Annotated in this window: 24 protein-coding genes; 10 read left to right on the top strand and 14 right to left on the bottom strand. The window is 48.2% G+C overall.

Features of this window, described 5'->3' with window-relative positions; all coding sequences use genetic code 11:
- Window positions 1-8: 8 nt before the first annotated feature.
- Complete coding sequence (locus ACJJIO_RS17200; RefSeq protein WP_444909208.1) at window positions 9-440, top strand: winged helix-turn-helix transcriptional regulator; 432 nt, start codon at window positions 9-11, stop codon at window positions 438-440.
- Window positions 441-903: 463 nt separating this feature from the next.
- Here the strand turns inward: ACJJIO_RS17200 and ACJJIO_RS17195 are convergent, their stop codons facing one another.
- The gene (locus ACJJIO_RS17195) at window positions 904-2,157 is read right to left on the bottom strand and encodes a Y-family DNA polymerase (RefSeq protein WP_444886634.1); all 1,254 of its coding nucleotides are present in this window, start codon (window positions 2,155-2,157) and stop codon (window positions 904-906) included.
- Complete coding sequence (locus ACJJIO_RS17190) at window positions 2,158-2,547, bottom strand: LexA family protein (protein ID WP_252082261.1); 390 nt, start codon at window positions 2,545-2,547, stop codon at window positions 2,158-2,160.
- Between the two features lie 392 nt (window positions 2,548-2,939).
- On the opposite strand from ACJJIO_RS17190, the gene ACJJIO_RS17185 reads away from it, so the two are divergent.
- The 5 genes from ACJJIO_RS17185 (at window position 2,940) to ACJJIO_RS17165 (ending at window position 6,886) form a co-directional block, all read left to right on the top strand.
- Window positions 2,940-3,473 carry a mechanosensitive ion channel family protein gene (locus ACJJIO_RS17185; RefSeq protein ID WP_444884350.1) on the top strand — a complete coding sequence of 178 codons (534 nt, stop codon included), beginning with the start codon at window positions 2,940-2,942 and terminating at the stop codon, window positions 3,471-3,473.
- A gap of 273 nt (window positions 3,474-3,746) precedes the next feature.
- Complete coding sequence (locus tag ACJJIO_RS17180) at window positions 3,747-4,022, top strand: hypothetical protein (protein ID WP_252082264.1); 276 nt, start codon at window positions 3,747-3,749, stop codon at window positions 4,020-4,022.
- Entirely contained in the window at window positions 4,022-4,564 is a 543-nt protein-coding gene (locus tag ACJJIO_RS17175) for a hypothetical protein (protein WP_252082265.1), read from the top strand. The genes ACJJIO_RS17180 and ACJJIO_RS17175 overlap by 1 nt, the downstream gene beginning before the upstream one ends.
- Before the next feature lie 156 nt (window positions 4,565-4,720).
- Window positions 4,721-5,593: an AraC family transcriptional regulator gene (locus ACJJIO_RS17170; protein ID WP_444909207.1), complete on the top strand. Its 873-nt coding sequence runs from the start codon at window positions 4,721-4,723 to the stop codon at window positions 5,591-5,593.
- Between the two features lie 126 nt (window positions 5,594-5,719).
- Window positions 5,720-6,886, top strand: coding sequence for a patatin-like phospholipase family protein (locus tag ACJJIO_RS17165; RefSeq protein ID WP_444909206.1), 1,167 nt, complete (start codon window positions 5,720-5,722; stop codon window positions 6,884-6,886).
- Between the two features lie 506 nt (window positions 6,887-7,392).
- Here the strand turns inward: ACJJIO_RS17165 and ACJJIO_RS17160 are convergent.
- The 3 genes from ACJJIO_RS17160 to ACJJIO_RS17150 form a co-directional block, all read right to left on the bottom strand.
- Window positions 7,393-7,977 (bottom strand): hypothetical protein, encoded by a 585-nt coding sequence (locus tag ACJJIO_RS17160; RefSeq protein ID WP_444909205.1) that lies wholly within the window; start codon window positions 7,975-7,977, stop codon window positions 7,393-7,395.
- 212 nt (window positions 7,978-8,189) lie between these two features.
- The gene (locus tag ACJJIO_RS17155) at window positions 8,190-8,780 is read right to left on the bottom strand and encodes a hypothetical protein (protein ID WP_444900343.1); all 591 of its coding nucleotides are present in this window, start codon (window positions 8,778-8,780) and stop codon (window positions 8,190-8,192) included.
- Window positions 8,781-9,429: 649 nt separating this feature from the next.
- Window positions 9,430-9,732, bottom strand: coding sequence for a DUF1330 domain-containing protein (locus ACJJIO_RS17150; RefSeq protein ID WP_252082272.1), 303 nt, complete (start codon window positions 9,730-9,732; stop codon window positions 9,430-9,432).
- A gap of 1,264 nt (window positions 9,733-10,996) precedes the next feature.
- Between ACJJIO_RS17150 and ACJJIO_RS17145 the strand changes: the two genes are divergently transcribed.
- Together ACJJIO_RS17145 and ACJJIO_RS17140 are read left to right on the top strand one after the other, a co-directional pair.
- A complete protein-coding gene (locus ACJJIO_RS17145; protein ID WP_444909204.1) occupies window positions 10,997-11,380 on the top strand; it encodes a helix-turn-helix transcriptional regulator in 384 nt (127 codons plus the stop codon).
- Window positions 11,374-12,672 carry a type II toxin-antitoxin system HipA family toxin gene (locus tag ACJJIO_RS17140; protein WP_444909203.1) on the top strand — a complete coding sequence of 433 codons (1,299 nt, stop codon included), beginning with the start codon at window positions 11,374-11,376 and terminating at the stop codon, window positions 12,670-12,672. The genes ACJJIO_RS17145 and ACJJIO_RS17140 overlap by 7 nt, the downstream gene beginning before the upstream one ends.
- Before the next feature lie 207 nt (window positions 12,673-12,879).
- Here the strand turns inward: ACJJIO_RS17140 and ACJJIO_RS17135 are convergent, their stop codons facing one another.
- The 9 genes from ACJJIO_RS17135 to ACJJIO_RS17095 form a co-directional block, all read right to left on the bottom strand.
- Window positions 12,880-16,404 (bottom strand): amino acid adenylation domain-containing protein, encoded by a 3,525-nt coding sequence (locus ACJJIO_RS17135; RefSeq protein ID WP_444909202.1) that lies wholly within the window; start codon window positions 16,402-16,404, stop codon window positions 12,880-12,882.
- 782 nt (window positions 16,405-17,186) lie between these two features.
- The gene (ahr, locus tag ACJJIO_RS17130; RefSeq protein ID WP_444886646.1) at window positions 17,187-18,203 is read right to left on the bottom strand and encodes an NADPH-dependent aldehyde reductase Ahr; all 1,017 of its coding nucleotides are present in this window, start codon (window positions 18,201-18,203) and stop codon (window positions 17,187-17,189) included.
- A 174-nt stretch (window positions 18,204-18,377) separates the two neighbouring features.
- On the bottom strand, window positions 18,378-18,773 hold the full coding sequence (locus ACJJIO_RS17125) for a YMGG-like glycine zipper-containing protein (RefSeq protein WP_252082282.1): 396 nt from the start codon (window positions 18,771-18,773) through the stop codon (window positions 18,378-18,380).
- A gap of 304 nt (window positions 18,774-19,077) precedes the next feature.
- The gene (locus ACJJIO_RS17120) at window positions 19,078-19,584 is read right to left on the bottom strand and encodes a DUF2878 domain-containing protein (RefSeq protein ID WP_444909201.1); all 507 of its coding nucleotides are present in this window, start codon (window positions 19,582-19,584) and stop codon (window positions 19,078-19,080) included.
- 1 nt (window position 19,585) lies between these two features.
- Window positions 19,586-20,839, bottom strand: coding sequence for a class I SAM-dependent methyltransferase (locus ACJJIO_RS17115; protein ID WP_444909200.1), 1,254 nt, complete (start codon window positions 20,837-20,839; stop codon window positions 19,586-19,588).
- Window positions 20,836-21,666 (bottom strand): DUF1365 domain-containing protein, encoded by an 831-nt coding sequence (locus ACJJIO_RS17110; RefSeq protein WP_444886649.1) that lies wholly within the window; start codon window positions 21,664-21,666, stop codon window positions 20,836-20,838. The genes ACJJIO_RS17115 and ACJJIO_RS17110 overlap by 4 nt, the downstream gene beginning before the upstream one ends.
- Window positions 21,663-22,916, bottom strand: coding sequence for an NAD(P)/FAD-dependent oxidoreductase (locus ACJJIO_RS17105; RefSeq protein WP_444902681.1), 1,254 nt, complete (start codon window positions 22,914-22,916; stop codon window positions 21,663-21,665). The genes ACJJIO_RS17110 and ACJJIO_RS17105 overlap by 4 nt, the downstream gene beginning before the upstream one ends.
- Complete coding sequence (locus ACJJIO_RS17100) at window positions 22,916-23,692, bottom strand: SDR family NAD(P)-dependent oxidoreductase (RefSeq protein WP_444909199.1); 777 nt, start codon at window positions 23,690-23,692, stop codon at window positions 22,916-22,918. The genes ACJJIO_RS17105 and ACJJIO_RS17100 overlap by 1 nt, the downstream gene beginning before the upstream one ends.
- Before the next feature lie 3 nt (window positions 23,693-23,695).
- Window positions 23,696-24,127 (bottom strand): nuclear transport factor 2 family protein, encoded by a 432-nt coding sequence (locus tag ACJJIO_RS17095; protein WP_252082292.1) that lies wholly within the window; start codon window positions 24,125-24,127, stop codon window positions 23,696-23,698.
- A 147-nt stretch (window positions 24,128-24,274) separates the two neighbouring features.
- On the opposite strand from ACJJIO_RS17095, the gene ACJJIO_RS17090 reads away from it, so the two are divergent.
- Both ACJJIO_RS17090 and ACJJIO_RS17085 read left to right on the top strand, forming a co-directional pair.
- A complete protein-coding gene (locus ACJJIO_RS17090; RefSeq protein ID WP_252082293.1) occupies window positions 24,275-24,892 on the top strand; it encodes a sigma-70 family RNA polymerase sigma factor in 618 nt (205 codons plus the stop codon).
- A 7-nt stretch (window positions 24,893-24,899) separates the two neighbouring features.
- Complete coding sequence (locus ACJJIO_RS17085) at window positions 24,900-25,583, top strand: ChrR family anti-sigma-E factor (RefSeq protein ID WP_444902683.1); 684 nt, start codon at window positions 24,900-24,902, stop codon at window positions 25,581-25,583.

The raw sequence follows: 25,583 nt of genomic DNA, 5'->3' as shown, positions 1-25,583 counted from the left end.
GGACTGCTATGAGCGAGAGTAAACCCGCTGTTCAATGTGGGATCGAAGAGGCACTTTCTGTAATCGGCGACCGCTGGAGCCTGCTTGTTGTCCGCGATGTACTGAGAGGCGTTAATCGGTTCGACTCGCTTCAGGACAGCTTGCAGATCTCCCGAAATATCCTTACACAAAGACTCTCCAACCTGGAAGAAGCCGGCATTCTGATTAAGGCGCCCATTAAGCCCGGAGCACGGCGTATGCTGTACAGCCCTACCCCAAAATGCCTCGCGCTCGTTCCCGTTTTGGTCTCTCTGATTGACTGGAGTGCACACTGGTCTGAGAAAGCCAATGTGCGCTGGTCCCGTGTGATTGATAAAAGAACCGGGGAGCCTGTTCAGATAGATTTGGTGAGTAAAGATGGTAAGCCGGTATCCCTGCTGGATCTGGATTTGAAATACTAAAGAGCAGCGGGTTAAGACCCACCGAGGGGCCTGCTCTCTCCACACTTACTTATCTCGCTACCCTCCCTCGTTCCCTCCCCTCGCTCACGGCTTATAGCTAGACTAGATTTATCGATCGGTAACCAATCCTAACCACCCGATGCAACTTTATTGTGATCATTGCGGCCAACTCTGGAATATCGAGGATTCAGCGCTTATTTCAATACAGGAAATCCTCCACGCTTTTCCCGATAGCAGAATAAGCGCAAAGCTGATCAAAACTTTAAAACCTACCATTGGCCTCCCCATGATGGCGGTGAAGCAATTCGCAGGCCACAAGACCTTAAAGAGCGACCACTGTTTCTTTTGCAATGCTCAGCTGGACAATATTCCAATTCTCTTCAAAAACTGCGGCAGCTGCGGAGCACTAAATCTCGATATTCCGAAACAGGGTCAGCGAGCCCCTTATTAAAAATACACCTTCTTAAACATGTACTAATGGCAGTGCCTCCCAGCGTGTGGTGTAGGCGGGTGAGCGATAGGCTTGGCGCATCTTCCAGTGCTTATGCACCCCCTCAGCCCCTAGAAAAAGAGTGCCGCGGCCAAAGCGCTGGTTGACTCTATCGAGGGCCTGCATCATCTCCGCGGCACGGGCCGGCTGGCCGGCGGTAAACATATCCCCCTGCCCCAGGGAGCTGGGCACCAGCTCCACCAGGCCCACACCGGCTTTCATAAAACGATGACCAGGGCGGTAAAGCTCGGTTATGGCCCCCTTGGCCAGGCTCGCAATCAGGCGGGTGTCATCGGTGGCATAGGGGCACTGTACCAGCGTACTGCGACTGTAATAGTGAGGCTCGTGGGGCGAGGTGTGCAGAAAGACATGTATCGAAGCCACCAAGCACTCCTGGCCGCGCAGCTTTTCTGCCGCCCGGCTGGCATAGAGACTAACTGCCTGCAGAATGGGCTGTAGTTCGCTCAATTTCTCGCCAAAAGAGCGCGTGCAATAAATCTGTTTTTTTGCCGGCGGCTGCTCCTCCAGATTCAGGCATGACACCCCATTTAATTCCTCAATGGTTCGTTCAATATTGATATTGGTGTGTCGGCGCAAGATTTTAGGATTGGCCTGAGCCAGGTCATAGGCGGTCTCTATACCCAAGCGCCCCAAGCGCTTGGCAAGACGCCTGCCGACTCCCCAAACTTTATCGACCGCCATGCGTTTCTGCAGCCATTGCCATTTCTGCGGAGTATCCAGGGCACAAACCCCGTTGCACTTGGCAATTTTTTTCGCTGCCCGATTGGCGAGCTTGGCCAGGGTCTTACTCGGAGCAATCCCCACACTCACCGGCATACGCACATCGCGCCATAGGGTTGTGCGAATCCGCTGGCCGTAATCCAACCACTCCTCCTGTAAACCATACAGATTCAGAAACATCTCATCGATACTGTACACCTCCACCTCTGGGCTAAAGCCCTTCAGGGTCTCCATAACCCGGTGGGAAATATCGCCGTACAGTGGATAGTTGCTGGAGAAGATGGCCACATTGTGCCGCCGCAACAGATGTTCAATCTTGAAGAAGGGCTGCAAATCCCCAATTCCCAGTGCCTTGGCCTCTTTTGAGCGCGCCACCACAAAACCATCATTATTAGAGAGCACCACCACCGGCCTCCCCCTTAAGTCGGGCCGGAATATCTGTTCACAGCTGGCGTAGCAGCTGTTGCAATCCACCAGTGCCAGCATTCAGAGAGGGCGGTGATAACGAATGGAGGCTTTAACCACCCCTTCAACAATCAGTTCCTGCCCTTCCCAAACCGGTATCGGCGGGTAACGATCGTTGGCCGATAGCAACCGCCCATGATGGCGATCCAGTACTTTGCAGGTGAGTTGACCATCCAAAGCCACCACCACCACATCGCCGTGTACTGGCGTTAGTGAACGGTCGACAACCAAAAGGTCGCGGTCGAAGATCCCCAAGCCCTGCATGGAATCGCCGTTGGCACGAGCCATAAACGTGGCCGCCGGGTGAGTGATCAAATGCTGATCGAGGCTGAGGCTTTTCTCTTTGTGGTCATCCGCCGGGGATGGAAAGCCCGCGGCCACACCGTGACTGTAGAGAGTCGCTAGTTTCATAGGATTTTACTCGATACTGTATATGCATACAGTTTAGGGGGAGTTCGCCAATTCCGGCAAGAACGATGACTGACCAACGAGCCGCCAGCCGTGCTCGCTACAGGTCCATAGCAAGGCCACAAAAGCACAGCACACACTAAAACCGGCACCCTGTAGCAGGGGCCCGCAAGGTGAAAATACCAGCTACGGGCTATTCGAGTATGTTGTGAACCCAGTGCACTCTTGGGTAAAGCCAGCAACAGGCCACAACCTCCCTCCAAGTGGCCGCTTGGCAGCATAGCTGCCTGGGATTATGATCCGCGCAACAGACGGGTAATGATCGATGACAAGGCCTGCCCTAAAAAGGCAACAGCCCCCACCCGAGTGAACATAGTACGGAGACGAGACAAAAAATGAATTTGGCTATAGCGGCACTGATCGTGGCCTCCTATTTTATCTGCATGAGGCTTAGCTCCTCCGCTATCAACCGGTTCGGGCAGGCCAGGGCGGTGAAGCCCTATCGCCTCAAATATATCTCCAAGACCATCAGTATTGCCGTCTTGGTATTCCATCTGGTGCTGCTGATCAGTGCCCTGGGGTTTGAATACACTCAGGTTTCCATTTTTCTCTCCTCCGTGTTCGCAGTAATTGGCGTAGCACTTTTTGCTCAGTGGTCGATACTGAGTAATATTACCGCCAGCCTGATTATTTTCTTTGGCTTTCCCTACCGGGTTGGCGACCAGATTCGGGTGATAGACAAAGACGACGATATCTCCGGCACTATTGAGGAGATCACACTGTTCCATGTTCTCATCAGGCGCGGCGAAGAATTAATTACTTACCCAAACACTTTAATTCTGCAAAAAGGCGTAATCAAAAACCCCAGCAAGCAGCAGACTGAAGCACCTGCAAAGCTGCCGGAAGCCGGCCAGACTGAAGCGCAATAGCTCTCTACTTTCCCGCCCTCAATTCAGGGCGGGAAACCTGAAAGCGACAAGTCCTCTCTGGAACTTTTGTACCAACGCGCCCTTCTCTCCCATACAGAAAACCATGCCATCTGGCTGGCTACACCTAAATAACAAAAAACAGGCCCACAAAATCTCTACAAAAGGCACAAAAAAAGTTCTTACCACTTCCCATCTCCAGCGAAGTAATTTGCTTCAACCGTCTCAATAGTTAAAAATGCGCAAGATTCAATGAAATTGGCTTTAAGGGACTGCATGACCGATACCCTCAAAGATATACTCCACTTCGTACAGGAAATGGGCCTGAAAAATGGCTTGTTTGTCATTTTTTTCATCTTTGCACACTATTTATTGTTCTGGATGTACAGTGGGCGATTGAAAGATCGTCAAGTTGAAATTGATCGACTAGCGGCAGATAATAAGGAGTATCGGGATAGGTTCCTCAAGCTGATGGATAATGCCTTTTCCTATTCTCCGCCCACCAGAAAAGTGGCCCCAAAAAAGCCAGTTAATGAAAAGGAGTTTGAGTAGTGCTCTCCATATTGCTCGCGATCGCTCTTCTCTTCATTGCAATTCAGTTATACCGGCTTCATGAGATAAGAAAGCACGACCAACACCTGTTCGAGTTTTGTCAGCTGCGGAGAGATACGATCTCGTATCTCTCTAATTCCTATGAGAATCTCTCCAGAACAGATTATATTGCCCTCAGGAAGATCAATGATGCGCTGAGCAGCATCATAGCCGGCTACAAAGAACACAGAACCGTTGTCTTTAACTACCGCCTGTTTATCGAGTACCTGGATGAACTCAAAGCCTTTGAGAAAAAAGCCGAGAAGATATCCACCGGCAACAAAGATATTCAAGACCTGCTCAAAAGAATCCACTGCTCCATTTTCAAAGCCTTCCTGGCATTTACTCCCCACCTGAAATCAGAACTTGCATTTTCCCTCATGATGAAACTGATTTCCCTTGGCGTTAAGGCGGGGGTTAAATCTCTAAAAGACTACTTATTACGCCTCAAAGAGGCAAAGGTTATGGTGAATACCTTCAAAGGGTCTTCTACCCCCTGTTAGCCCCTAGTAGCAGATTTGGGGGCCTATGCCCCCGCCATCGCGTCCACTCCCCGCACTCAAACCCAACAGTCCCTCCTGAGGCGATATCCAGCAATTTTGGTCAAGTGCCAGACACACACAAGTCCTAGAATACTTTCATAAGAAGAGGTGACAGCTATGGCAGAGTATAGGAATAGGTTTGTGCAGGTACTGCACTATATTGAGGAAAACCTAGACTCCGAACTCGATATCGACAAACTCTGTCAATACAGCAACTTGTCTAAATATCATTTTCACCGGCAATGCTCCGCCTTTTTTGGAATGCCGGTAATAGCCCTAATCAGGCGATTGAGATTAAAAAGGGCGGCTTATCAACTCACCTATAGAGACAAAAAGGTGGTGGATATCGCCCTGGAGAGTGGCTACGACAGCCACGAGGCCTTTGCACGAGCCTTTAAGAAACTCTTTGGCAAGAGCCCCTCAGAATTTCGCCGCGCCCCAGACTGGGAAGTTTGGCATAAGCGCTATGAACCAATTACAGTACTTAGGAGTCACTTTATGGGAAATACAGCGAAATACGAAGTAACCATTGTTGAATTCCCCGAGACTCAACTCGCCGCCATGGAACATAGAGGCCCAGCCCACCACCTAGGTGCTACTATCAAACAGTTTATCCAATGGCGGAAGGCTCAAGGGCTTTCACCACGTAATAGCAGAACTTTCAACCTGGTTTATGATGACCCAGTAACCACGCCCCCTGACCAATACAGATTTGATGTCTGCTGTACCGTGCAATACCCCATTGATGCCAGTGAAAGGAATATAGTCAACAAAGTAATTCCGGCAGGGAAATGCGCAGTCATAAGGCACTTAGGCAGTGACGATACCATTGGAGCGGCTGTTCAGCACCTATACTTTCATTGGTTGGATCATTCAGATTTTGGAATTCGTGATTTCCCGATCTTTTTTGAGCGGATAAATTTTTTTCCCGAAGTACCTGAGAGTAAAATCATTACAGATATATTTCTTCCCATAGAAGAAAATATCTAACAGTAAGGGTTGAGAAAATACAATAAATATGCAGCTAAGAAGCGCCCCATAAATCACTCAAAATAATAAAACTAATCCTACCACCTGCACTCTCTATGATATGGATTAAAGAGCACAGGTCGCCCCATGAAAATCAGCCACATATCGACCATTCTGGTCGTTGTTATCATTGCTTTTGTGGGGCTATTGTATATCTACAATTATCGTCTGACCCAGAGCATTAAATTTAACGCTTACCCGGTTACAGACGAGTTTATTAATAGCAATGACTCTCTCAAAGACAAAGATACTATTAAAATTCTGATTATAGACGGAGGGGGTATACGTGGATTAATACCACTCTATGTTATCCAATTTATAGAACAACAGACTGGCAAGCCTATTGATGAACTCTTTGATGTTTTTAGCGGAGTATCAACTGGCGCCATCATTGCCACAGGGCTTAATGTCACCCAGATACCAAATCAAGAAGGTATCCCAGAAAAAATAGACTCAAGAACTAAAACTGAGAAAGTAATCGATATTTATAAAAATGAAAGCAGATACCTATTTTCATCACCCTGGTATCACAAATTAATGAGCGGGAATGGTTTTTTCTCGCCTCGCTTTAGCGGAGAGCGCCTACGCAACACCATCGAGAAACACTATACCGATGAAATAAATTTCACTGATCTAAAAAATTACATCATTATACCTTCTTTCAATATACATACAGGCCAGTTACATCTGTTCAAAAACCGTGGCGAAACGGTTAACAAACTGCCTACGGACACACTGTATCAACTGGTCACCGCCGCAGCTAGCGCAGAGACCCTATTCCCTCCTGTCGATTTTATAACTACTGGACGGGATATTCTTCACCGCTATTACGCTGATGCCGCCATATACGCAAACAACCCCACCAGTATTATATTACGCGATATCATTAAGGAATTTCCGGGGAAAAACTACTATGTGTTAATTCTCGGATCCGGCACATCACCATTGGCCACAATGGAAACCAATTACAGAAACCTAAAAAGTTGGGGGAAAATTAACTGGCTTCAGGATCTTATATCCGGTGTGCAAAGGTCCATGGATGACCAACAACTATATACTCTGGAGATTGCAAGTTCTCTAAGCCCTAAAGGAAGAATCAGTTATAACTATTTAAACGTGGAAATTATCGACCCATATGTCGATCCATTTGACTACAAATCAATCGATAAACTAAAAATTCTTGCCGATAGACTGATCAGTGAAAACCAAGGAGAGATTGATCAGGTAATCAATAACCTCAAGCAGAATGGGTAATTATTACTCTAAAACACCTTCCACACAGGTATAGTTGCTTTTCATCACGGTCAACATTACTGTTTCCCGGTGAGACATTCACAGATGCGACAATCAGTATGGCAACTGGAAAATTGACGCTGGTAATATGCATGCTCCTAGTGTTTTTAGGAGCCTCCTCACTCTCCTTGGCGAGGAGCCTCAATGAGCAGGAGGCCCGCAAAAGATGCCTGCGAACCTGCAAGCATGTTTACTATCGGTGCCTTAAAAATAACCGGGAGATTCCAGCCGACTGTGTTAGCGATAAGAGATTTTGTGATTTTATTTGCTATGACGATGATCTCTATTATCGCGAGCGGGACTACCTAAAGCGACTCCATAGGCGCAACCGTTGGTATTAATGATTGAATCTGGGGAAGATCTCAAGACATAGAGGTAAGAGGGATTAAATCGAGAAATTAAAGAACCAACATTCTCAAACCCCTGATGCCTTACACTGCCCTCGCACACCCAGTCAATAAGCCACTTTAAAATTGCAATATTCCAATCAGTTCTCCTGAAGCATTTTTAGAGTTCAACTTTTGGATAGAGCGCACAAAGTAACCAGAGTGACTTTCTAACACATTAAGCCTTACAGTATCTCCCGTCTCAACCGAGTCAAAAAAACGTTGATTTACACATGTAGAGTAAGGCTGACCATAATCAATACTATAGCAAGTATGCCCCAAGCGACCTGTCCTCACCCCTTTACGGGTAACAACCTGCTCAAAGCTAGCCTCTTCGCCAAACGTATTTGTATAGTAGGCGGGGATAGCATAATACACCGCTCCCCAAGTCAGCCCATAAGAAATTAAATACCACAGAACCCAGTAAATACCCCGAATAACAATATTCGAGCGGATTATCTTGTTTGAGGGGTGCTTATCCAGGAGAGCAGGTAGAACCCAAATCGCAGCCAAAAGCCAAACAATTACACCACCATAGCCTGGATTCTCATAGAACTGGTATCTACCAACGCTGGCAGAACCCATCAATAAAAGCACTATCGTCATGGATACCAGGGTATAAACTTTTTCTTTGCCACTGGCCCCCTCACGAAAAACAAAACTCACAAGCTAAACCTCATCAAGAAGCAATAAAAAATATAATCGGCAATCAAGACTACCTGCCCAACCCAACAAACTGGCCGCAAGGAAAGCAATTTTTACAGCGCTATTAGTGCAGATATAAGAGAAAGAATACAACTCTATTTTTAACAGCGGAACGGTAGAAAAATATAAAGCCGGGAAGCTAATAGTTAAACATCAGCCTCCCTAAAAACGCTCTAAGCATCCAGAAAGCTATTAATGGCTGTAATACCTTTATAAGCCATAACCCCCGCCTGACGTATAATCGTCTCTTTGTACTTGCTGAAGGTGGCACTTTCAGCCAAGCGATGATCTATACAGCTCATCATATTAATAACCTTAGCAGTGTGGCTCTTGTAGATCAGGGGCCCCTGAACCACAGAATAACCAAAACTTTTCAGTCCGATTAGCTCTCTACCGGTCACCCTAAAAATACGATCCAGAGGATCACCACTCTTAAAGTCTTTATTAGCAATAGTCGAGGAAGTCGGCCGGGAAACCAGCTCCACCTCAGCTTTGGCGTGTACGGCTCCCAATATCCATGCGTCATTCAAAATAATTGACCAGGTTTTTGTTCTCAACACTGAGCCGTTATCTCTTGAATTGGTTGGCCCAAAAACCTTTAATGCCTCATGCAAATCTTCAATACTACCAGCGACGATCTTTCCATCCTTAGTGGTGGCAGCATTATTGTAAACCTGCCAGCAAGCTTCGATATGTTGCGCGGTACGATCGGCCGGATTCAAAAGCCCTTCGATCTCTTTTTTGAAATCACTTTCGATATACATACATAGTCCTTTAAATCTATAAGGGAAAAATTCCAGATAGTGCGGCCACCTTATGTATTAAATGCCGAGGCCAATAGTTTCCCGCCCCACAAGAGCCCATTCCTTTCATATGGGTTCTGCCACAAGAACCTGAACACCAGTACCAAATAATATTGCCCTGACCAATCACCAAACCAGTAGCTTTTGTGAAGAGCTAGGTATAGCCACAACATGTCAGAATTGACAAATGTAACCTTTTTCGAGATTACTTGCTTACCTTTGAATGTCAACATCCTTAATGATTTTTATTAGGGCAACTAGAAGAGGCTCACACTTTTTTCTATTGAACCCCTTCTCCCCCTAAAGCCTGCCATGTGGATTTTGATAAAATTTATGATCAGGTAAATCTCAGAAGCACAAACCAAAATCCTCAAGTACCATTTGTCTATGCAACACAAATAGCACAAGGATACCAAGTGGAAAATTGCTAACGAATATAGCCCCGCATCACTAATGACATTGGATCATAAAGTGGGCCCAGACCCTAAAAATTTATCGGCTGACATACAGGGAATATAAACTGAAAATGTAAAAGAAGCCCAGAAAAGCTGGGGGCCAAAAATCTGAACCCTGGCAGGAATTAACAATGCACCCCATACTTCGCACTCCACTAAGTATGCTTTTCATAGCCAGCTATAATCGTTGTACTAAGAACCGACAACTCAAAATACTTTTTCTTTACAGCTGTATATTTAGGACTGGAGAAAAAGTCATTCATTATCTGCTCAGATGGAAACCTGATTGTAAACACACGATTTATTTTAAAATTACTCTCAGATTTCAACACCTCTGACACCCTAAAATCATAGCCAAACGAACCACCATAAGACTCCAATATAGGCCTCATAGCGTTACGATATACTTGGTAGACATCATCATTACTGACATCCAAACCTACTAGCATCTCATACATTTCAGTACTCCAAATCCAACCTTCGATTACTCTCTGGGTGATACATTTCTGCCTAGGAACTTGGCTAATTGATAACTAGTCTCTCCCCTAGAACAAAATCATAAACGTTTCGCTTTACACCGAGTATAATAGGATTGCGCATTGCGTCCCAAATACATACTGCTGCACCAACAAGCCAGAAAGCCCCCCGGAATTAATAAGAGGGTGGTATTCCCTTCCTGAGAACCCAGATATAGTAAAAACACTATACTAGCCAGCACAGAGAGAAGTGATACAACTCTATACAAAGGATTATCAAAAGCCAGTAATAAAGCGGCCGCTAAATAACTAGCAGGTATGCCAATGAGCACCCAATGCTCCCACGAGGCCGCATAAAAATACACCATAGCGCTCCCGAGTACGGCAAATAAGAACTGCAAAAACTCCCAAGCTACTAAATATTTCGGCTTCCGTATCAGCTCACCGGGTATATTTTTAATCCAGGGATACTGATCCTCTCCACGATTAAAATTTCGAAATCGGATTTTCATCAGTGTTGTGTGTCAAAAATTCCAGTGGCTGGTTATACATAACATTCTTACAATAGTATCCAAATAGCGGGTTACAAATATGCCACGCAATAAACTCAACTCAGAAACTCATCCTTTTACCTCCTGTAGCCTCCTGCCAACCCTAAGCGCTACTTCTATTCTTTTGCAGATATAGAAGCTTCTATCCAATCCATAAAATAAGAAATACGAGCATTGTTTTACCCACCGTATAATCCCTCCATGATAGTTGAGCAAATCCCTTCCACTGGTATCCCAGCCACCAAACATCAATTCTTGTTTTTCATTGATATGAACCAAGCCCACACCCTCTCCATTGCCCGTCATCCCCACAAGTGGAGCAATGATTTTGTGGGATCAAAAGTGCAGGAGATACAACGTCTGTCAACACTGGAAAGCTCTACGCAAAGAAATGCAACATGAGCTATTAGATTTCGCCTCTCTTTACCATTGTCGGTAACTCTCTTCCCGGCCAACTGGATATCCCTACCTACCCATCTCATCCCTGCCGCGAGGGAGAGGTATCCGCTTCACAGTTTAATTAGCGACTCCCTGCACTACCCTAAAAGATGCTTTTCCACCTAATAAAAGGTAAGACTAAGCTTAAAAGGTATAAATATACCTATTAATGACATGCCATCCAATCCTGCTATAATAGACAAAAAATCATCTATTAAACTAGATTTTCACTCATAAGAGATTGAAAAACAGCTATTATGAACTTCCATGGACAATCCGATAAGCAGATACTTGGGACGCTGGGCGACCGGCTTAGAGAGTATCGCTTGCGCATGAATCTCACCCAGGATGATATGGCTGAACGTGCTGGCTTATCCACCTCCACCATCAAAGGTTTAGAGGCTGGTCGCGGCAGGCTAGACAGCCTGGTCGCCGCACTGAGAGTCCTACGCCGATTGGACGCACTGGAAGCTTTTCTCCCGGCCCCAACAGTCAGCCCTATGCAACTTGCTCTTCACGGCAAACAGCGAAAAAGAGCCAGAGCCTCTAACGCTGAGAAAGCGCTTAAAGAGACCTCTGCAGAAAGCCCCTCCAAGACACGCGCAAGCAAAATTAAAAAGAGAGGTAAACCAGAATGGTAAGCCAAACAAATACTGCAGTGGTGCAATTATGGGGAGAGATAGTTGGGGCCGTCCACTGGGATAGTACTGGGTATGGAGCCTTTGAGTACGCACCGGAATTTCTGCAGAGTGGATTGGATATTGCTCCAATTACTATGCCTATCGAAGCTTCAAAGGAGCCCTATACGTTCCGCACTCTCAGTCGGGACACCTTTAAGGGCTTACCGGGGCTCCTTGCAGACTGCCTGCCGGACAAATTCGGTAATGCCGTTATTGATGCCTGGCTCGCCCGGCAGGGGAGAACTCCGGAAAGCTTTAACCCTATTGAACGACTTTGCTATACCGGTACCCGTGGAATGGGCGCACTGGAATTTCAGCCTGCAGTAGATGGTAGTTTTAGGGATTCCGTCGATCTCAATATTGAAGAACTGGTAAAACTAGCAGCAACAATCACTCATAAGCAGACGGACCTTAACGCCCAACTTGGCAACAGCGATGCGGAGAAATCCGGTGCACTGCTGGACATATTAAGAGTGGGCACTAGCGCTGGGGGCGCCAGAGCAAAAGCAGTTATTGCCATCAATAACAAAGGAGATATACGTTCAGGCCAAGTTCCTACATCCCGTGATTACGATTATTGGCTACTTAAATTCGATGGTGCCGGAGACCTTGAGCTCGGTACAACCGATGGGTATGGACGCATTGAATATGCTTATCATCTGATGGCCATCGAAGCCGGTATTAACATGGCAGACTGCCAGCTCTTGCAAGAAAATGGCAGAGCGCACTTTATGACGCGGCGCTTCGATCGGGTGAATGGCAAGAAACTACATATGCAGTCTCTCTGCGGCATCGCGCACCTGGATTTCAACATGGCTGGTGCCCATTCATACGAACAAGCCTTTAGCGTTATGCGTGAACTTTACCTGCCCAAGAATGAGGCGATTCAGCAATATCGCCGAATGGTATTCAATGTATTAGCCAGAAACCAGGATGATCATACAAAGAATATTGCGTTCCTGATGAACCCCGAAGGCGAATGGTCTCTATCGCCGGCATTCGATGTAACCTATGCCCACAATCCGGGCGGCGCCTGGACCAGCCAACATCAGATGAGTATCAACGGCAAACGCGACCACTTCCAACTTGAGGATTTGCTTGCCGTGGGAAGAGCAATCAGTATTAAACGGCCCATGGATATTATTGAAGAGGTAGCAGCAGCCGTGAAGCAGTGGCAGGGCTTTGCTGAACGTGCTGGGGTTTCTGAAAGCTGGGCAGTCGAAATCAGTCAAAACCATCGACAACTCTGCTGATAGACAATCAAAACAGTAAGCCTGCAAGGAGCGCGGCTCTACAGAGGAGAAGCACAACTGTAGAAACGCTGTAACCCCTCTGCTTCTGTAGATACTCTTATCTGAGCTTCCCAGCTGCCATCTTAATTTGGATAGAGGCCCCGCAGCATTTGCCTAGGAGCCAAACATCTAGAGCCTTTTTGGCGCTAAGTTATTTCTTCACCTCAACTAGCAAACGGCTTGCTCGCGGCGCAACTCACTGCGCGCCGACTCTTTAGAGCCTCGCCGCAGATCAACCATGCGCGCGATAAACCAAATAAACGCTTCCACTTGGCCATTTAACACACAGCCTCCTTCGCAGATGCTCTTAAGCAGACTTTGTACATCGGAGGAGTGCAAGGCGGAAACAGCCCCGCTGCTTTTAAGAAGTATTGAACACGTGGGCAGACCGGAAATTTCATGATCGCTCAAAGTGATATTGCCGTCGTAATACAAAATCCTTACTGGCTCTGACTGGTCAGAAACACGAATGGATAAAGACAAGTTTGGCGTTGGACCAGAGCGCTTGGCCAGTGATCGTTTAAGATAGCTGGAAAAACTATGAGCCCAATCTTCTACTTCGGACTGTGCAGAGTTTGAATCCATCGATAGCTCTTTACTTGCCACCAATGAGCTATCAACTTCCCGCTCCGCCTCAATCAAAGCTTCAACAGTTTTATCGACATCCTCTTTCGTGTGGGCTGCCGAGCAAATAAGTCGGAGTCGGCCACGCCCACTCTCCACTATGGGATAGGTAACCGCTGATGTCTGAACACCACGTTTATATAATTCCTGTACTATCGCAAACAGCTTGTCTTTGCTACTAAAGTGCGGCGTGACAATAGGCCCATCCCCTGTTCCCAAATCATAGCCAGCTTGTTCGAAGCGCTGCCGCATATAGCGTGTCGTATCCCAGAGCCGCTCCCGTAAACCATCATCAGTACTGAGCCTGCGCAAAGCAGTCAATGCCGCGGCAATATCTGCAGGACTGATCGAAGCCTGGAAAATGTAAGCTCTGGATGATGATCTCAAAAGATCTACATATTCTTCCTTCGCCGCAATAACGCCACCGAGGCTACCAAGTGCCTTACTGAGCGTTGTCATAATAAAGTCTACTTGATCGGTAACTCCCTGAGCGGCACAAATGCCCGCTCCACCTTCACCATAAAAACCGAAAGAATGTGCCTCATCTACCAAGACAAGCGCGTCATATTTCTTGGCCGCGCGGACAATTTTGGCTACCGGTGCGGCGCCCTCTCCCATGCTGTATACGCCCTCCAGAACAACCAGGACCGTTCGGTATGGGGATACTTCCGACTCAAGCACAGACTCCAGGTCGGCCACATCATTATGTTTGAAGGTCCTAATCGTGGCACCACAAAGACGAGCGCCATCCACAATAGATGCATGACAAAGCTGGTCGATAACCACTACATCGTCTTTACCAAGAAGCCCTGCAACCACTCCAACATTAGCGGTATAACCTGTTGGGAACAGGCAAGCGCTCGGCTTTCCGACCAGCTTTGCAAACTCGGTCTCGAACTCCAGGTGAAGATCTGTGAGGCCTGATGCTGCCGCAGAGGTCCCCATACCAGTACCAAATTTCGCTACTGCGGAAGCGGCCTCCTGCATAACTTTCTTATCTCGGTTCAGGCCAAGATATAGATTGGTGGTCCAGATTATTGCTTCCTGTTCTTCATCGTTGTAAACATCACTCACCGTGCCATGAGTGGCGCTACCTGTGCGCAGGACTTTGCTGTAGGGATTTCTGCGCTGGTCGTTCACCATATACATGACTTCCTGCACCAGCTTACTCTTATCCAGTGCAGACCAGGACGGCGCTTTTGCAGCCTGGAATGTAGGATGGCTGGACTGGATATGCGATTGGAAGCTGGCAAGTGAATCCGATGCAGTGCGATTCACTTTTTCATCCGAACCCTTGGCTTCGCCATCACTCAAAGTACCGAGGATGTAGTTCGTTAGGGCATTAGGAGTGGCGTAATTAATAATCGCCTGGGAAGCAACCGAGTGACCCAAGTTGTTGCTCAAACGTCTGGCCAATTCCAGAGTTGTGAGGGAATCGAGGCCGAGACCAAAGAAGGACTGTTCTGGAGATACTTCTTTCTGATCAGGAAAATTCAGGAGAACGGCCACCTCTCTTTGAATAATCGATAATAAGATGCTTTGCTGCTCTGAGCTGGAACCAATCAGGCGCTGCATCAAGTCACTGGAATTACTCACTGTATCAACACTTAATTCCAAACCAGCATAGCCCTCCTCTAGCTCCATAAGCTTTTTGCGATCGAGCTTATCGTTGGGGAGCATAGGTAATACCTCTAGGTGCCTCACAATTTGCGGGACCATATATTTTGGAAGTCGCTGTGCCAGGAACTCTTTAACGGCTATATCTGTTACCGTTTTATCCTGGTTAACAATATAGACCGCGAGCATTTTCTGGCCAATACCACCATCTACGGCGGCCGCTGCAGCAGCATCAATACCCGGCATAATCTCAAGCGTCGACTCTATCTCCCCAAGCTCAATGCGGAACCCCCTGACCTTAACCTGCTGGTCGATTCTGCCAAGAAATTCGATCTCTCCATTTTCCGCCCACTGACACAGGTCCCCAGTTTTATACAAACGGCTATCTTGGATGAGGTCACTAGATTCTATTTCGATGAAACGCTCTTTAGTGAGGGCTTCGTCATATAAATAACCTCTTGCCAGCTTACCTCCTGCAAGATACAACTCACCGGCTTCTCCTGAAGAAACGGGTTGCATGGACTCATTTAAAATATAGGCACGGGAGCCTGGTACTGATTTTCCAATTGTGATCGACTTAGTGCCAGGCTTAATTTCGGCAATGGTCGAGTACACAGTATCTTCGGTAGGACCATAGGCGTTAAACAGCCTTAGCCCTGGCCTCAAGCTATAAACTTGATCAACCAGAGACCGCTTTAATGCCTCTCCACCAAATACAAGACACTGAAGTCCAGCTGGCAACTTCTCGGAAGCTAATAATGTCTGCATTGCGGAGGCGACAGATACGCAAGTTCTGACTTGATCTGTTGCCGGATGGTTTGGTAATTCCAGAATATTCTTACCCAGTATTACTGTGCCCCCAAGTGACAAGGTACCGAAGATTTCCATTACAGAAGTATCGAAACAGACTGAGGCCCCTGCAAAGACCCCCCGGAGTTCTTCCTCACTGAACAATTCATCCATAGAGTGGCACATGGCCACAATACACCGATGCTCAACCGCAACACCTTTTGGCTTGCCGGTAGAGCCAGAGGTATAGATCACATAGGCCAAGTCACTGGCTGATGGCCCCGCTGAATCAGTTAGAAATTCTTTGCCTTGAGCACTCACTCTGTTGAGCCAGATTAACTCACCCACTTCGCGACATAGGTCCGCAGAGCTATCACTATCCACGATAGCTGCCACAGCACCTGAATGTTCCAGCATGTAACCCACACGATCTTGAGGGTAAGCTGGATCCAAAGGTACATAGGCACACCCTGCTCGCATTACGCCAATTAAAGTTGCCACAAGCTCCCAGGAGCGCTTCATGCATACCCCCACCAAGGCGCCGGGTTGAATATCCCGGCGCTCAAGCTCCGCCGCAATCGCGCCGGCCCGCTGCAGCAGGCACTCGTAGCTCACTCTGACCTCCCCATCAATAATCGCTATGCGATGAGGAGCTGCTTTCATTTGCTGTGCAATCAAGTGGCAGATTGAAATATTGAACTGGGATCTTATTTTGGAGTTTTTAACTGGACTACTCACAGAATCTTACCTTTTATCTTTATTAAAGATCTGGAAATTAACTTTCAATGCAAATTAATGTCTTTCAAACTTGGTCAAGTTTCTTACTTTTTAGAGCTCCCCTAAATTTAAAACCAAACACACAAGTACAAATATTTATTTGAACCTTACAAAAAGTGTAACACTCAAACTGATACTAAATTCTCTATTTAGAGAAGTTTTTAGCTTACACCAAAGCTTCACCTTTTAAATAAGTACCTCCAAGAACTCTAAACCAATAAACAAACGCTACGCAGACAAAAGCTCTAGCAAGTAAATTGTTGAGTTATCTTTCAGGGAAAAACTTGATAAACAAGCACCTAAAACCCTTCCCTCGCAACCCTGCAGCTCAACCTTAATATAACCATCTTATATTTATTTTTTATTGCCAAAGAAATCTATACGACTGCACCCACAGTTAAAAATTCACAAAAAAATGATTCCCTCTCATTGAGCATCCAAATAAATGGTACATGCATGCCTACCTGCATTTCGAAAATGTTCACAGAGAGGGATAACAACCATAAAAAAGGCACCTTAAGTGCCATCAAGATTAAGCGGCTTATTTACAACTTACTAAGAACAGATAAAGAAAATAAAGTCAGACCCTGCATATCGAAAAGTTTGAGAAGATCGCCATTGACCGCAATACCCTGCTGTTGCCCCTAATAGCACCCCAAACCCTCCTATTACTCCCTGGACAGCACGATACGATACTTAGGATTGCCCGATTTCAAATGCTTAAAAGCTTCTTCTATCTGGCTCATAGGATAAATTTCCACCTGCGGCCTGATCTGATGGTGTGCGACAAAGTCAAGCATCGTTTCAATGGCTGCAGGGCTACCCACTGGAGAAGCGGAGATATCACGCTGGCCAAATATCATGGGGAAGAGGGTAAACTGGATTGGATCCACAACAGCACCGACAAAATGCAGGCGCCCTTTTGGTTTTAAAGCCTGAATATATAAATCCCAATCCAGATTGACATTGACCGTGGAGATTATGAAATCGAAACTCATGGAGGCTGATTTAATTTCCTCCGGATCACGTGAGTTCAATGTCTTGTGAGCACCGAGAGACAAAGCTTCGGTGCGCTTATGCTCACTGGAAGTAAATGCCGTTACCTCACAACCCCAGGCATTCAAAAACATCAAGGCCAAATGCCCCAGGCCTCCTATACCAATCACCCCCACTTTAGCCGTCGGTTGAATATCAAACTGTATCAGTGGATTAAATACCGTAATGCCGCCACACAGGAGAGGCCCAGCCGAAACTAGGTCTACTCCCTCTGGAATAACCACCAGGCTACCCATATCTGCACGAACTTTATCGGCAAAGCCCCCGCCGGTAAGAGTGGTAAAGCGAGCTTCGGCACACAAATTTTGATCGCCCCGCCGGCAGTAGTGGCAGGTCTCACAATAGCCGGAATTCCAACCCAGGCCGACAACCGTACCGGGCTTAAAGTGCCCGGCCTGCTCTCCCGCAGCCAACACCCGTCCAATCACTTCATGACCCGCAACAATGGGGAACTTGGACACCCCCCACTCATCCTCAATCATGCTGAGATCACTGTGGCAAATACCACAGTAGAGCACCTCCAACTCCACCTCTGTTGCTCCCAGATCCCCCACTTCTACCTGATAGGGTTTAAAGGGCCCGCCGGCTTGCATAACCCCATAGGCATTGATGGTAGTCCCACTGGTCATAACCTACTCCCGTGGTATTCACTGAAGATCAACCCTGTGCATTCGGCCTAAAAAGCCGCGGCTAAGAAGAGTGAAAAAAAAGAGCCGGGGGTTTCCCGGCCCAAGCCAAGTCCTGTGAGGTTGCCGAATATCAGAGGACCCACGAGAAAACCTGGCTAACTCCTGTGAGGGGAATTAATTGAGCACGCGATATCCGCGCCCGCGCAGACAGTTCTTGATAATCTGCTGGGCTTCTGCACCGGCACTGCCAGCACCAGAGAGGCCACCCACCAGAGCGCCCGCTCCAGCACCTGCCGCCGCTGCGCGACTGCTATCACCAACAATAGCGCCCAGCGCGCCGCCCACTACAGCTCCGCCCGCAGCACCGGTTAACCCCCGGCGCCCCTGGTCGCTGTAGGTGGAATAAGCAATCCCCTTACACTCAGAGAGGTCGATTTGATACTGGTTCATATTGACGCCCCAGGTATCAATCACAATGCCACCGGCACCAGGTACCTGTTCCGGTTGAGCAGCACAGCCAGCTAATAGAGCTATGCAAAATCCTGCAGTTGCGCTAATACCAGTTTTCATCGAACACCTCTTACAGCCTGAGCCTAGAGATTGCGTATATGTCACGCTTTTCATCTTTAGGTTTAGCTGTTGGTTGAAGATGGCGCCAGTCGATGAAGAGAAAAAGCGAAGAAAAGAGTGACCAGATAGCCTAACAATCGGAATTTGATATGGCTTTCAAACCTGCCAAAGCCATTGTGATTACCTGGAGGAAAAAGTTAAGAGGTCTTTAGGGAGTCTTCAAGGAAAGGGGTCTACCTGCCAAGCAAAAGCTTAAAAACAAGCTCTCACATAAAAATTCACCCGTGAACAGAGTTAAAACTCTTTACCGGTAAGCGGGATTAATAGCGCGAGCCAGGTAACTAAATCCCGGCAATATCAATGCCCAAATTAGAGACAGGATCATCAGTGATTGCCACAGGGGCTGACCCAACTCTACGGTGCCATTCAGAAAAGCGCCGGTGTAATAGCTAAAAGGACCAAAAAAACCACCCAGTAACACTGCCAACCACAAATTACGCTGCAAAAACACCAAGCTGTAACGCAACGTCATCGCAAAGTTTAACCATAAACACACCAGCCAAATGGGTGGCCAAGAAATACCGCTGAGATTTTGCAAGATACCTAAATGGAAGAGAACGGAATCCACCCCCACACCAAATAAAAAAACACCCCCCAACCACAAAGGCTCCCTACGCAGATTTACCACAAAAGTTAAGTGGATGAACAAATTGATCAAGGTGAAGGGCACAACAATCCAGGGGCGTGCGACTATCACACAGAGAGGCCAGGCAATATCAAATAATAAAGCGTTGACTATTAACCGCCACATATCAGCCGATAAGAGCGCGTGGCTTGGCGAAGACGAACTGAGCAGTACTGATCACCCGCTGCATAAAGCCACCCTCGCAGTAACACAAGTAGAATTCCCACATGCGAATAAAGCGATCGTCAAAGCCCAAATTGCGCACTTGCGGCAGCTGATTCAAAAATGCTTTGCGCCAATGTTGCAAGGTACGCGCATAGTCTGCAGTAATATCCTCTAACCCCACAATCTGCATATCGGTAGCCATGGCAGTCTGCTGAGCAATCACTTGATTGGATGGCAGACAGCCGCCGGGAAAAATATAGTGCTGGATAAAATCAATATCTTTGCGATATTGATGGTAGCGTTGATCCGAAATGGTAATGGCCTGCATCAACATCAGGCCATCCTCTTTAAGCAGGCGCCCACAAATTGAGAAAAATTTGTGGTGGTATTCGTGCCCTACTGCCTCAACCATTTCAATAGAGACCAGTTTATCAAAGCGTCCCTCTAAATCCCGGTAGTCCTGTAGCAGCACGTGTACTTTATCTTGTAGTCCTTCACGCTCCACCCATTGGCGAGCGTATTGATATTGTTTTTCAGAAATAGTCGCAGTGGTTACCTGGCAGCCGTAGTGTTTTGCCGCATAAATGGCCATGCCCCCCCAACCAGTGCCTATTTCTAGCAAGTGGTCTCCGGGCTTTAATTGCAGTTTTTGGCAAATATGCTCCATTTTATGGATGGAAGCCTGGTACAAGGTTGTCTGCTCTGAGGGAAATATCGCCGAGGAGTAGAGCATGGTTTTATCGAGGAATAACTGAAAAAAATCATTTCCCTGATCGTAATGTGCAGCAATGTTTTTACGCGAGCCACGGCGGTTGTTACTGTTGAGACAATGCAGGGCACGCAGCAGCATACGGGGCAATTTACTCCAGCGGCTATCCATACTTTCAATCAGGGACATATTGTCAACCATCAGGCGAATGACATCCAATAAGCACGGGGAGTCCCAAACCTTTTCCATATAGGCCTCACCGGAACCAATAGTGCCGTTTAACAATACCTGTACATAGGCAATGGGATCCCGCACACGAATATGCGCCCGAACTTTTGCCTGTTCAATTGGTTGACCAAAACGGTAATGGCTATCCCCTTCTTCAATCAATAGATGGCCGCGCTCTATCACTTGCATCTTGCCCAAAACCAGCTTGCGGGCGAGTCTGATCAACCAGGACTGGCTCTCTCCTTCGACAATAACCTGTGAAGATTCTTTTGCATTCATAAACGCTTCTCCCCTCCCTGGACTTCACCCCTGCCACCGGGATGGGCATAGACAGGTGTGCGCTTGAACCATAATTTCAGCGCCTGCCAATAAATTGTGGCAATCACTTTTACGGTCATAAATGGATACTGGATCAGGATACGATTGAGCAGGTCACCACTCAGCTCACTGCGGCGCAGGCTGAGAATGGCATCAAATAAGGGGCGCTCTTCCTGCTCCTCATCGCTTAAATCAAAATTCTGTAAATAAGCGGTTAGGCGATCGCCGGGAGTAATACTTCTCCAGCGATATCCCTGGGAAATCGGCATAAATGGGGAGACGTGAAAAGTCTTTGCAAAAGCTACTTTCTGTACACGAGCCCCAGAGCGGCAATCGAGTACATAGCTATGACGCTCCTTCCAGGGAGTATTATGAACATCCAGTAATAGCCAATGCACTTCCCTGCCCTCGGCATCAAAACAGTAATAAATACTGATGGGATTCATGTTATAGCCAAAGTAGCGCCAATTAGCGAGCACGCGTATGGGCCCTTGCGGGCGCTCTCCCGCAACCCCCTCAACCCTGAGACATACAGCCTCTTCGACACTGAGTTCCGGATCGCCAAAAAAATCCTCGCGACGAAATCGAGCCGGTGCCCAGGGCTTTTTGGACCACCAGCGCGATAACGAGCAAAAGTCATCCAGCTCCGCCAAGTCTAAATAAACCATAAACACTTTGTAGCGGAACTGATTTTGGCGGGGTGCAAAACGACGGTGCTGAACCCAGCCAGTATAAATAGCGCTCTTCATGGCCGCGCCCGCAACGATAGCCTTTGGCTTTTCCTTCACCAATCAACCCCAAGCCCTTTGGCAACCCGCAGCGCACTGCATACCCCATCTTCATGAAAGCCGTTGGCCCAGTAAGCGCCACAAAACCAGGTACGATTCACTCCGTTTATCCTCTCCCACTGCTGTTGGGCACGATTACCCGCTACAGAAAACTGGGGATGCGCGTATTCAAAGCGAGCGAGAATTTTTTTGGGGTTGATACGCTCCTCAGCATTCAGGGTGACACAATAAGTTTTATCCGTTGCCAATCCCTGCAGGATATTCATGTTGTAAGTGAGTACCGGCAGCTCATCGCTTTCGGCACGTAAGCGGTAATTCCAGCTGGACCAACTGCGCCTGTGCTGTGGTAATAAAGTGGAATCGGTATGTAGAGCCACACTATTGCACGCGTAGGGGATGGCACTCAGCAGTTGTCGCTCCAGATTAGAGGCATCTTTAAGGCATTCCAGCGCTTGATCCGAGTGGCAGGCAAGGATTACCTGATCAAACGTCAGCTGCTCCCCCTTACTGGTCACTAGCTCTACGCTTTGCTCCTTGCGCCAGAGGGATTCCACTTTAGTGGAGAGCCGAATCCTGTCGGCATAGGGCGCACTCAGCGCAGGAATATAAGAGCGAGAGCCCCCTTTAATCACGCGCCACTGTGGCCGCCGCAGCAGATTGAGCAGCCCGTGATTGAAAAAGAAGCGCACAAAAAAGCTCACCGAGAATTCCAGCATCTGCGACACACTGGCCGACCAAATTGCCGAACCCATGGGCACCAGATAACGGTTGGCAAATTCGGCCGAATAGCCATTTGCCGGTAAATACTCACCCAGGGTCAGGCCCTCGTGAAGACGCCCCTCGCGCCAATCTCGCATAGCAGTGCGATTAAACCGCACTATATCCCATAACATGCGCCAGTGGCCGGCACTGAGAAGATTGGAGCGCTGGGAAAATAATGTATTGAGATTGTTGCCGGCATACTCATAGCCCTCCCGATCACAGCGCACACTGAAACCCATAGAGGTTGGCTGGGATTCGACACCCAGCTCATTGAGTAAACGAATAAAGTTCGGGTAGGTCCAGTCGTTATACACGATAAAGCCGGTATCAATAGCCAGGGTTCGTTTGCCTTCTTCCTCTACATCAATAGTCGCAGTATGTCCCCCCAGGCGGTCCTGTGATTCAAACAAGGTAATCTCGTGCTTGCGGCTCAAAAGATAAGCCGCCGTCATGCCGGCAATTCCACTCCCGACGATGGCAATACGCATCAACTCTTCCTTAAGGTACGAATCCTACTTATTTTTGGTGTGCAAAAACGAAACCAAAGAGAACGGAAAAATCCGAGAAAACGCAGTGGCAGGCTCAAGCGCAGAGGAAAATCGATTATGGATTTTCTATGAGCCAACCCCACCTCAATATACTCCGCTGCTTGCTCCGCGCTAATCAAAAAAGGCATGTCAAAGTCGTTCTGCGCGGTGAGCGGTGTGTCGACAAAACCAGGGCGGATCAACACGACCTTGAGGTTGGTATGACAGACATCCCCACGTACCGATGCCAGAAAATAATCCAGCGCGGCTTTGGAGCTGCCATAAGCCTCTGCCCTGGGAAATGGCACTAGCGAAGATAAGCTGCCCAATGCGGCAAAAACCGGAAAAGCACTGACAGCCAGCAGCGGTAAAGCACAATGCAATGTATTCACTACACCAAAGAAATTGGCATCAAAAACCCGCCGGTACATTGTGGTATCAAGCTGTAAATCATCGTCGTACTCACAAGTGCCAGCACAGGCAATCACCGTATCCAGATGATCGGTTAAATCCTTGAGGCGCTCGAAGGTAGAGGCCATACCACTGTCGTCGGCCACATCGCAGTCGAGTATGCGAATATGTGTGGGAGCGAGCTGTTGCAGCTCTTCTAGCGCTTCACGCCGGCGCCCACTGGCAATTACAAAGTTATTATGCTCGGCAAGGCGCAAGACCAGGGCGCGGCCAATGCCGGAACTGGCTCCGGTAACCCATAGTGTCCTGTTGCGAATCTCCGTCACCAGTCAGCCCCGCTCCAGACGCAACTTAATCCTGCGCAACAGGGAGCCCAGCAGGGGCACCTGCTCGTACACCATTGCCCCCATGTCATAGAAATCTTCGTGATAAAACACTTTGTCAGAAAAACGCACCAAACTACAACCGCGTAAACGCAGCGGCCGGCCGCCCTTCAAAGACTGGTGTGCATAGTGCATATACCAGGGCAGGCAGGCACTATCACGGGTAATGGAAGCCTCCTCAAAGCGAAAGCGACACTGGGTAAGGCCGTGGCTCATATCAGAGAAATAGGCCTTGAGGGCGGGGAGCCCCTCGATTCGGTGCAGAGGATCGCGAAACACAATTTTGTCACTGTACATATTTGACAGTTCCGCCGGGTCTCTAACCAAAAAATCCCGATAATAAGACTGGACTTCTTTTACCAATGTGCGGCTGCTCATTTTCCCTTCCACTGTATTCCGCGGCGCTACCCCTCTGATTTACGTTAGCCTGCCAATGGCAGATCACAGCGCCAAAATAAAAATAACCCAATCCATTTAGTGCGCAGATGCGTAGTAAGGATCGACACAACATTAGAGAGCGCTAATATGGCGCATAGGCAAAGACAAAACGGCAATGGAATTGCGGTGAAAGCTTCCCAGGACTACAAGGACGACTGGAGCAGGCTGCTAACGCAGGTTGGCGCTCAGCGCGACCGCCAGGCGTTTGAGCGTGTTTTCCGACATTTTGCCCCGCTCATTAAGGGCTTCCACCACAGCCGCAGTACCCAGGCACTCAACGCCGAAGCGGCCGATGAACTGGTGCAGGAAGTTATGCTCAAGGTATGGCATAAAGCCCCCCGCTTTGACCAGGGCAAGGCCTCGGCCAGCACTTGGATATTCACTATTATGCGCAATTGCCGTATTGACATGCTGCGCCGCAACCAGCGCCATCAAAATCGCGACAACGATGTTGATGTGGCCGATATTTGGGATGAGAACCTGGAAAGCCAGCCGCTGCTGTTCTTACAACACAAGCGCAACGAGCGCGATATTGCCGATGGCCTCAGCGCCCTGCCCGCTGAACAGTGCCACATTTTGGAAAAGGCCTATATGGAGGGAAAATCCCACAGCGAGATCTCCGAAGAATTGCGCCTCCCCTTGGGCACGGTCAAATCCAGGGTGCGCCTGGCCATGAAGAAATTGCAAGCTCGGTTCGTCAGGTAAACATCCAATGATTCGCCATCACCCGGATGAAAACCTTCTGTTGGAATACGCCTCAGGCAGCTTGGCCAGGGGCCCCAGCCTGGTTGTTGCAGCCCATGTGCAGATGTGTGCTGATTGCCGATCCCAATTGCATACCCTGAACAATCTCGGTGGCTCCCTCCTAAATGGGAGCCCGGCGCAGCCATTGCAAGCCAACGCCTTCGAGCGCCTGATGGAACGCATCAGCCAGATCCCGGAGAAAATCCTCCACAAAAATGAAGAAAGCTCCACCCCGGCCCCGGTCAGCAGGGAACCGGCTATGGACCACTTACCCAAAGTGTTAAATAAATTATTGGCCAGCAATCCAAACAGGCGCTGGAAGACCCTGACTCGCAACCTACAAATATGCCGGCTCAAGTCTGGACAGAGAGAGTATGAAGTGGCTTTTCACAGCCTGCGCAGCGGCAGCGGACTACCGAAACACGATCACCGTGGGCGGGAATTCGCCCTGGTACTGCACGGCAGCTTTTCCGATCACAACGGTATCTATGGGCGGGGGGATTTTGTCCTGCGCGAGCCGGGGCAGGTACACAGGCCCATCGCCACTCAGGACATGGACTGCCTGTGTTTTTCCGCAGTAGAAGCTCCGGTTTCACTCACTGGAGTCCGCGGTCTGTTTCTCAATCCGCTGATCCCCTTTCGGCCGGGTTAG

This window comes from Microbulbifer mixtoriginis (SeqCode) (assembly GCF_052467235.1).
Note: the sequence above shows the minus strand (reverse complement) of the source record. Positions and strands in the feature narration are given on the sequence as shown.

Excerpts from the sequence above, each read along its gene's own strand:
- ACJJIO_RS17200 (WP_444909208.1), top strand. The coding sequence starts at position 9 with ATGAGCGAGAGTAAACCCGCTGTTCAATGTGGGATCGAAGAGGCACTT.
- ACJJIO_RS17195 (WP_444886634.1), bottom strand. The coding sequence starts at position 2,157 with ATGCTGGCACTGGTGGATTGCAACAGCTGCTACGCCAGCTGTGAACAG.
- ACJJIO_RS17190 (WP_252082261.1), bottom strand. The coding sequence starts at position 2,547 with ATGAAACTAGCGACTCTCTACAGTCACGGTGTGGCCGCGGGCTTTCCA.
- ACJJIO_RS17185 (WP_444884350.1), top strand. The coding sequence starts at position 2,940 with ATGAATTTGGCTATAGCGGCACTGATCGTGGCCTCCTATTTTATCTGC.
- ACJJIO_RS17180 (WP_252082264.1), top strand. The coding sequence starts at position 3,747 with ATGACCGATACCCTCAAAGATATACTCCACTTCGTACAGGAAATGGGC.
- ACJJIO_RS17170 (WP_444909207.1), top strand. The coding sequence starts at position 4,721 with ATGGCAGAGTATAGGAATAGGTTTGTGCAGGTACTGCACTATATTGAG.
- ACJJIO_RS17165 (WP_444909206.1), top strand. The coding sequence starts at position 5,720 with ATGAAAATCAGCCACATATCGACCATTCTGGTCGTTGTTATCATTGCT.
- ACJJIO_RS17155 (WP_444900343.1), bottom strand. The coding sequence starts at position 8,780 with ATGTATATCGAAAGTGATTTCAAAAAAGAGATCGAAGGGCTTTTGAAT.
- ACJJIO_RS17150 (WP_252082272.1), bottom strand. The coding sequence starts at position 9,732 with ATGTATGAGATGCTAGTAGGTTTGGATGTCAGTAATGATGATGTCTAC.
- ACJJIO_RS17145 (WP_444909204.1), top strand. The coding sequence starts at position 10,997 with ATGAACTTCCATGGACAATCCGATAAGCAGATACTTGGGACGCTGGGC.
- ACJJIO_RS17140 (WP_444909203.1), top strand. The coding sequence starts at position 11,374 with ATGGTAAGCCAAACAAATACTGCAGTGGTGCAATTATGGGGAGAGATA.
- ACJJIO_RS17135 (WP_444909202.1), bottom strand. The coding sequence starts at position 16,404 with ATGAAAGCAGCTCCTCATCGCATAGCGATTATTGATGGGGAGGTCAGA.
- ahr (WP_444886646.1), bottom strand. The coding sequence starts at position 18,203 with ATGACCAGTGGGACTACCATCAATGCCTATGGGGTTATGCAAGCCGGC.
- ACJJIO_RS17125 (WP_252082282.1), bottom strand. The coding sequence starts at position 18,773 with ATGAAAACTGGTATTAGCGCAACTGCAGGATTTTGCATAGCTCTATTA.
- ACJJIO_RS17120 (WP_444909201.1), bottom strand. The coding sequence starts at position 19,584 with ATGTGGCGGTTAATAGTCAACGCTTTATTATTTGATATTGCCTGGCCT.
- ACJJIO_RS17115 (WP_444909200.1), bottom strand. The coding sequence starts at position 20,839 with ATGAATGCAAAAGAATCTTCACAGGTTATTGTCGAAGGAGAGAGCCAG.
- ACJJIO_RS17105 (WP_444902681.1), bottom strand. The coding sequence starts at position 22,916 with ATGCGTATTGCCATCGTCGGGAGTGGAATTGCCGGCATGACGGCGGCT.
- ACJJIO_RS17095 (WP_252082292.1), bottom strand. The coding sequence starts at position 24,127 with ATGAGCAGCCGCACATTGGTAAAAGAAGTCCAGTCTTATTATCGGGAT.
- ACJJIO_RS17090 (WP_252082293.1), top strand. The coding sequence starts at position 24,275 with ATGGCGCATAGGCAAAGACAAAACGGCAATGGAATTGCGGTGAAAGCT.
- ACJJIO_RS17085 (WP_444902683.1), top strand. The coding sequence starts at position 24,900 with ATGATTCGCCATCACCCGGATGAAAACCTTCTGTTGGAATACGCCTCA.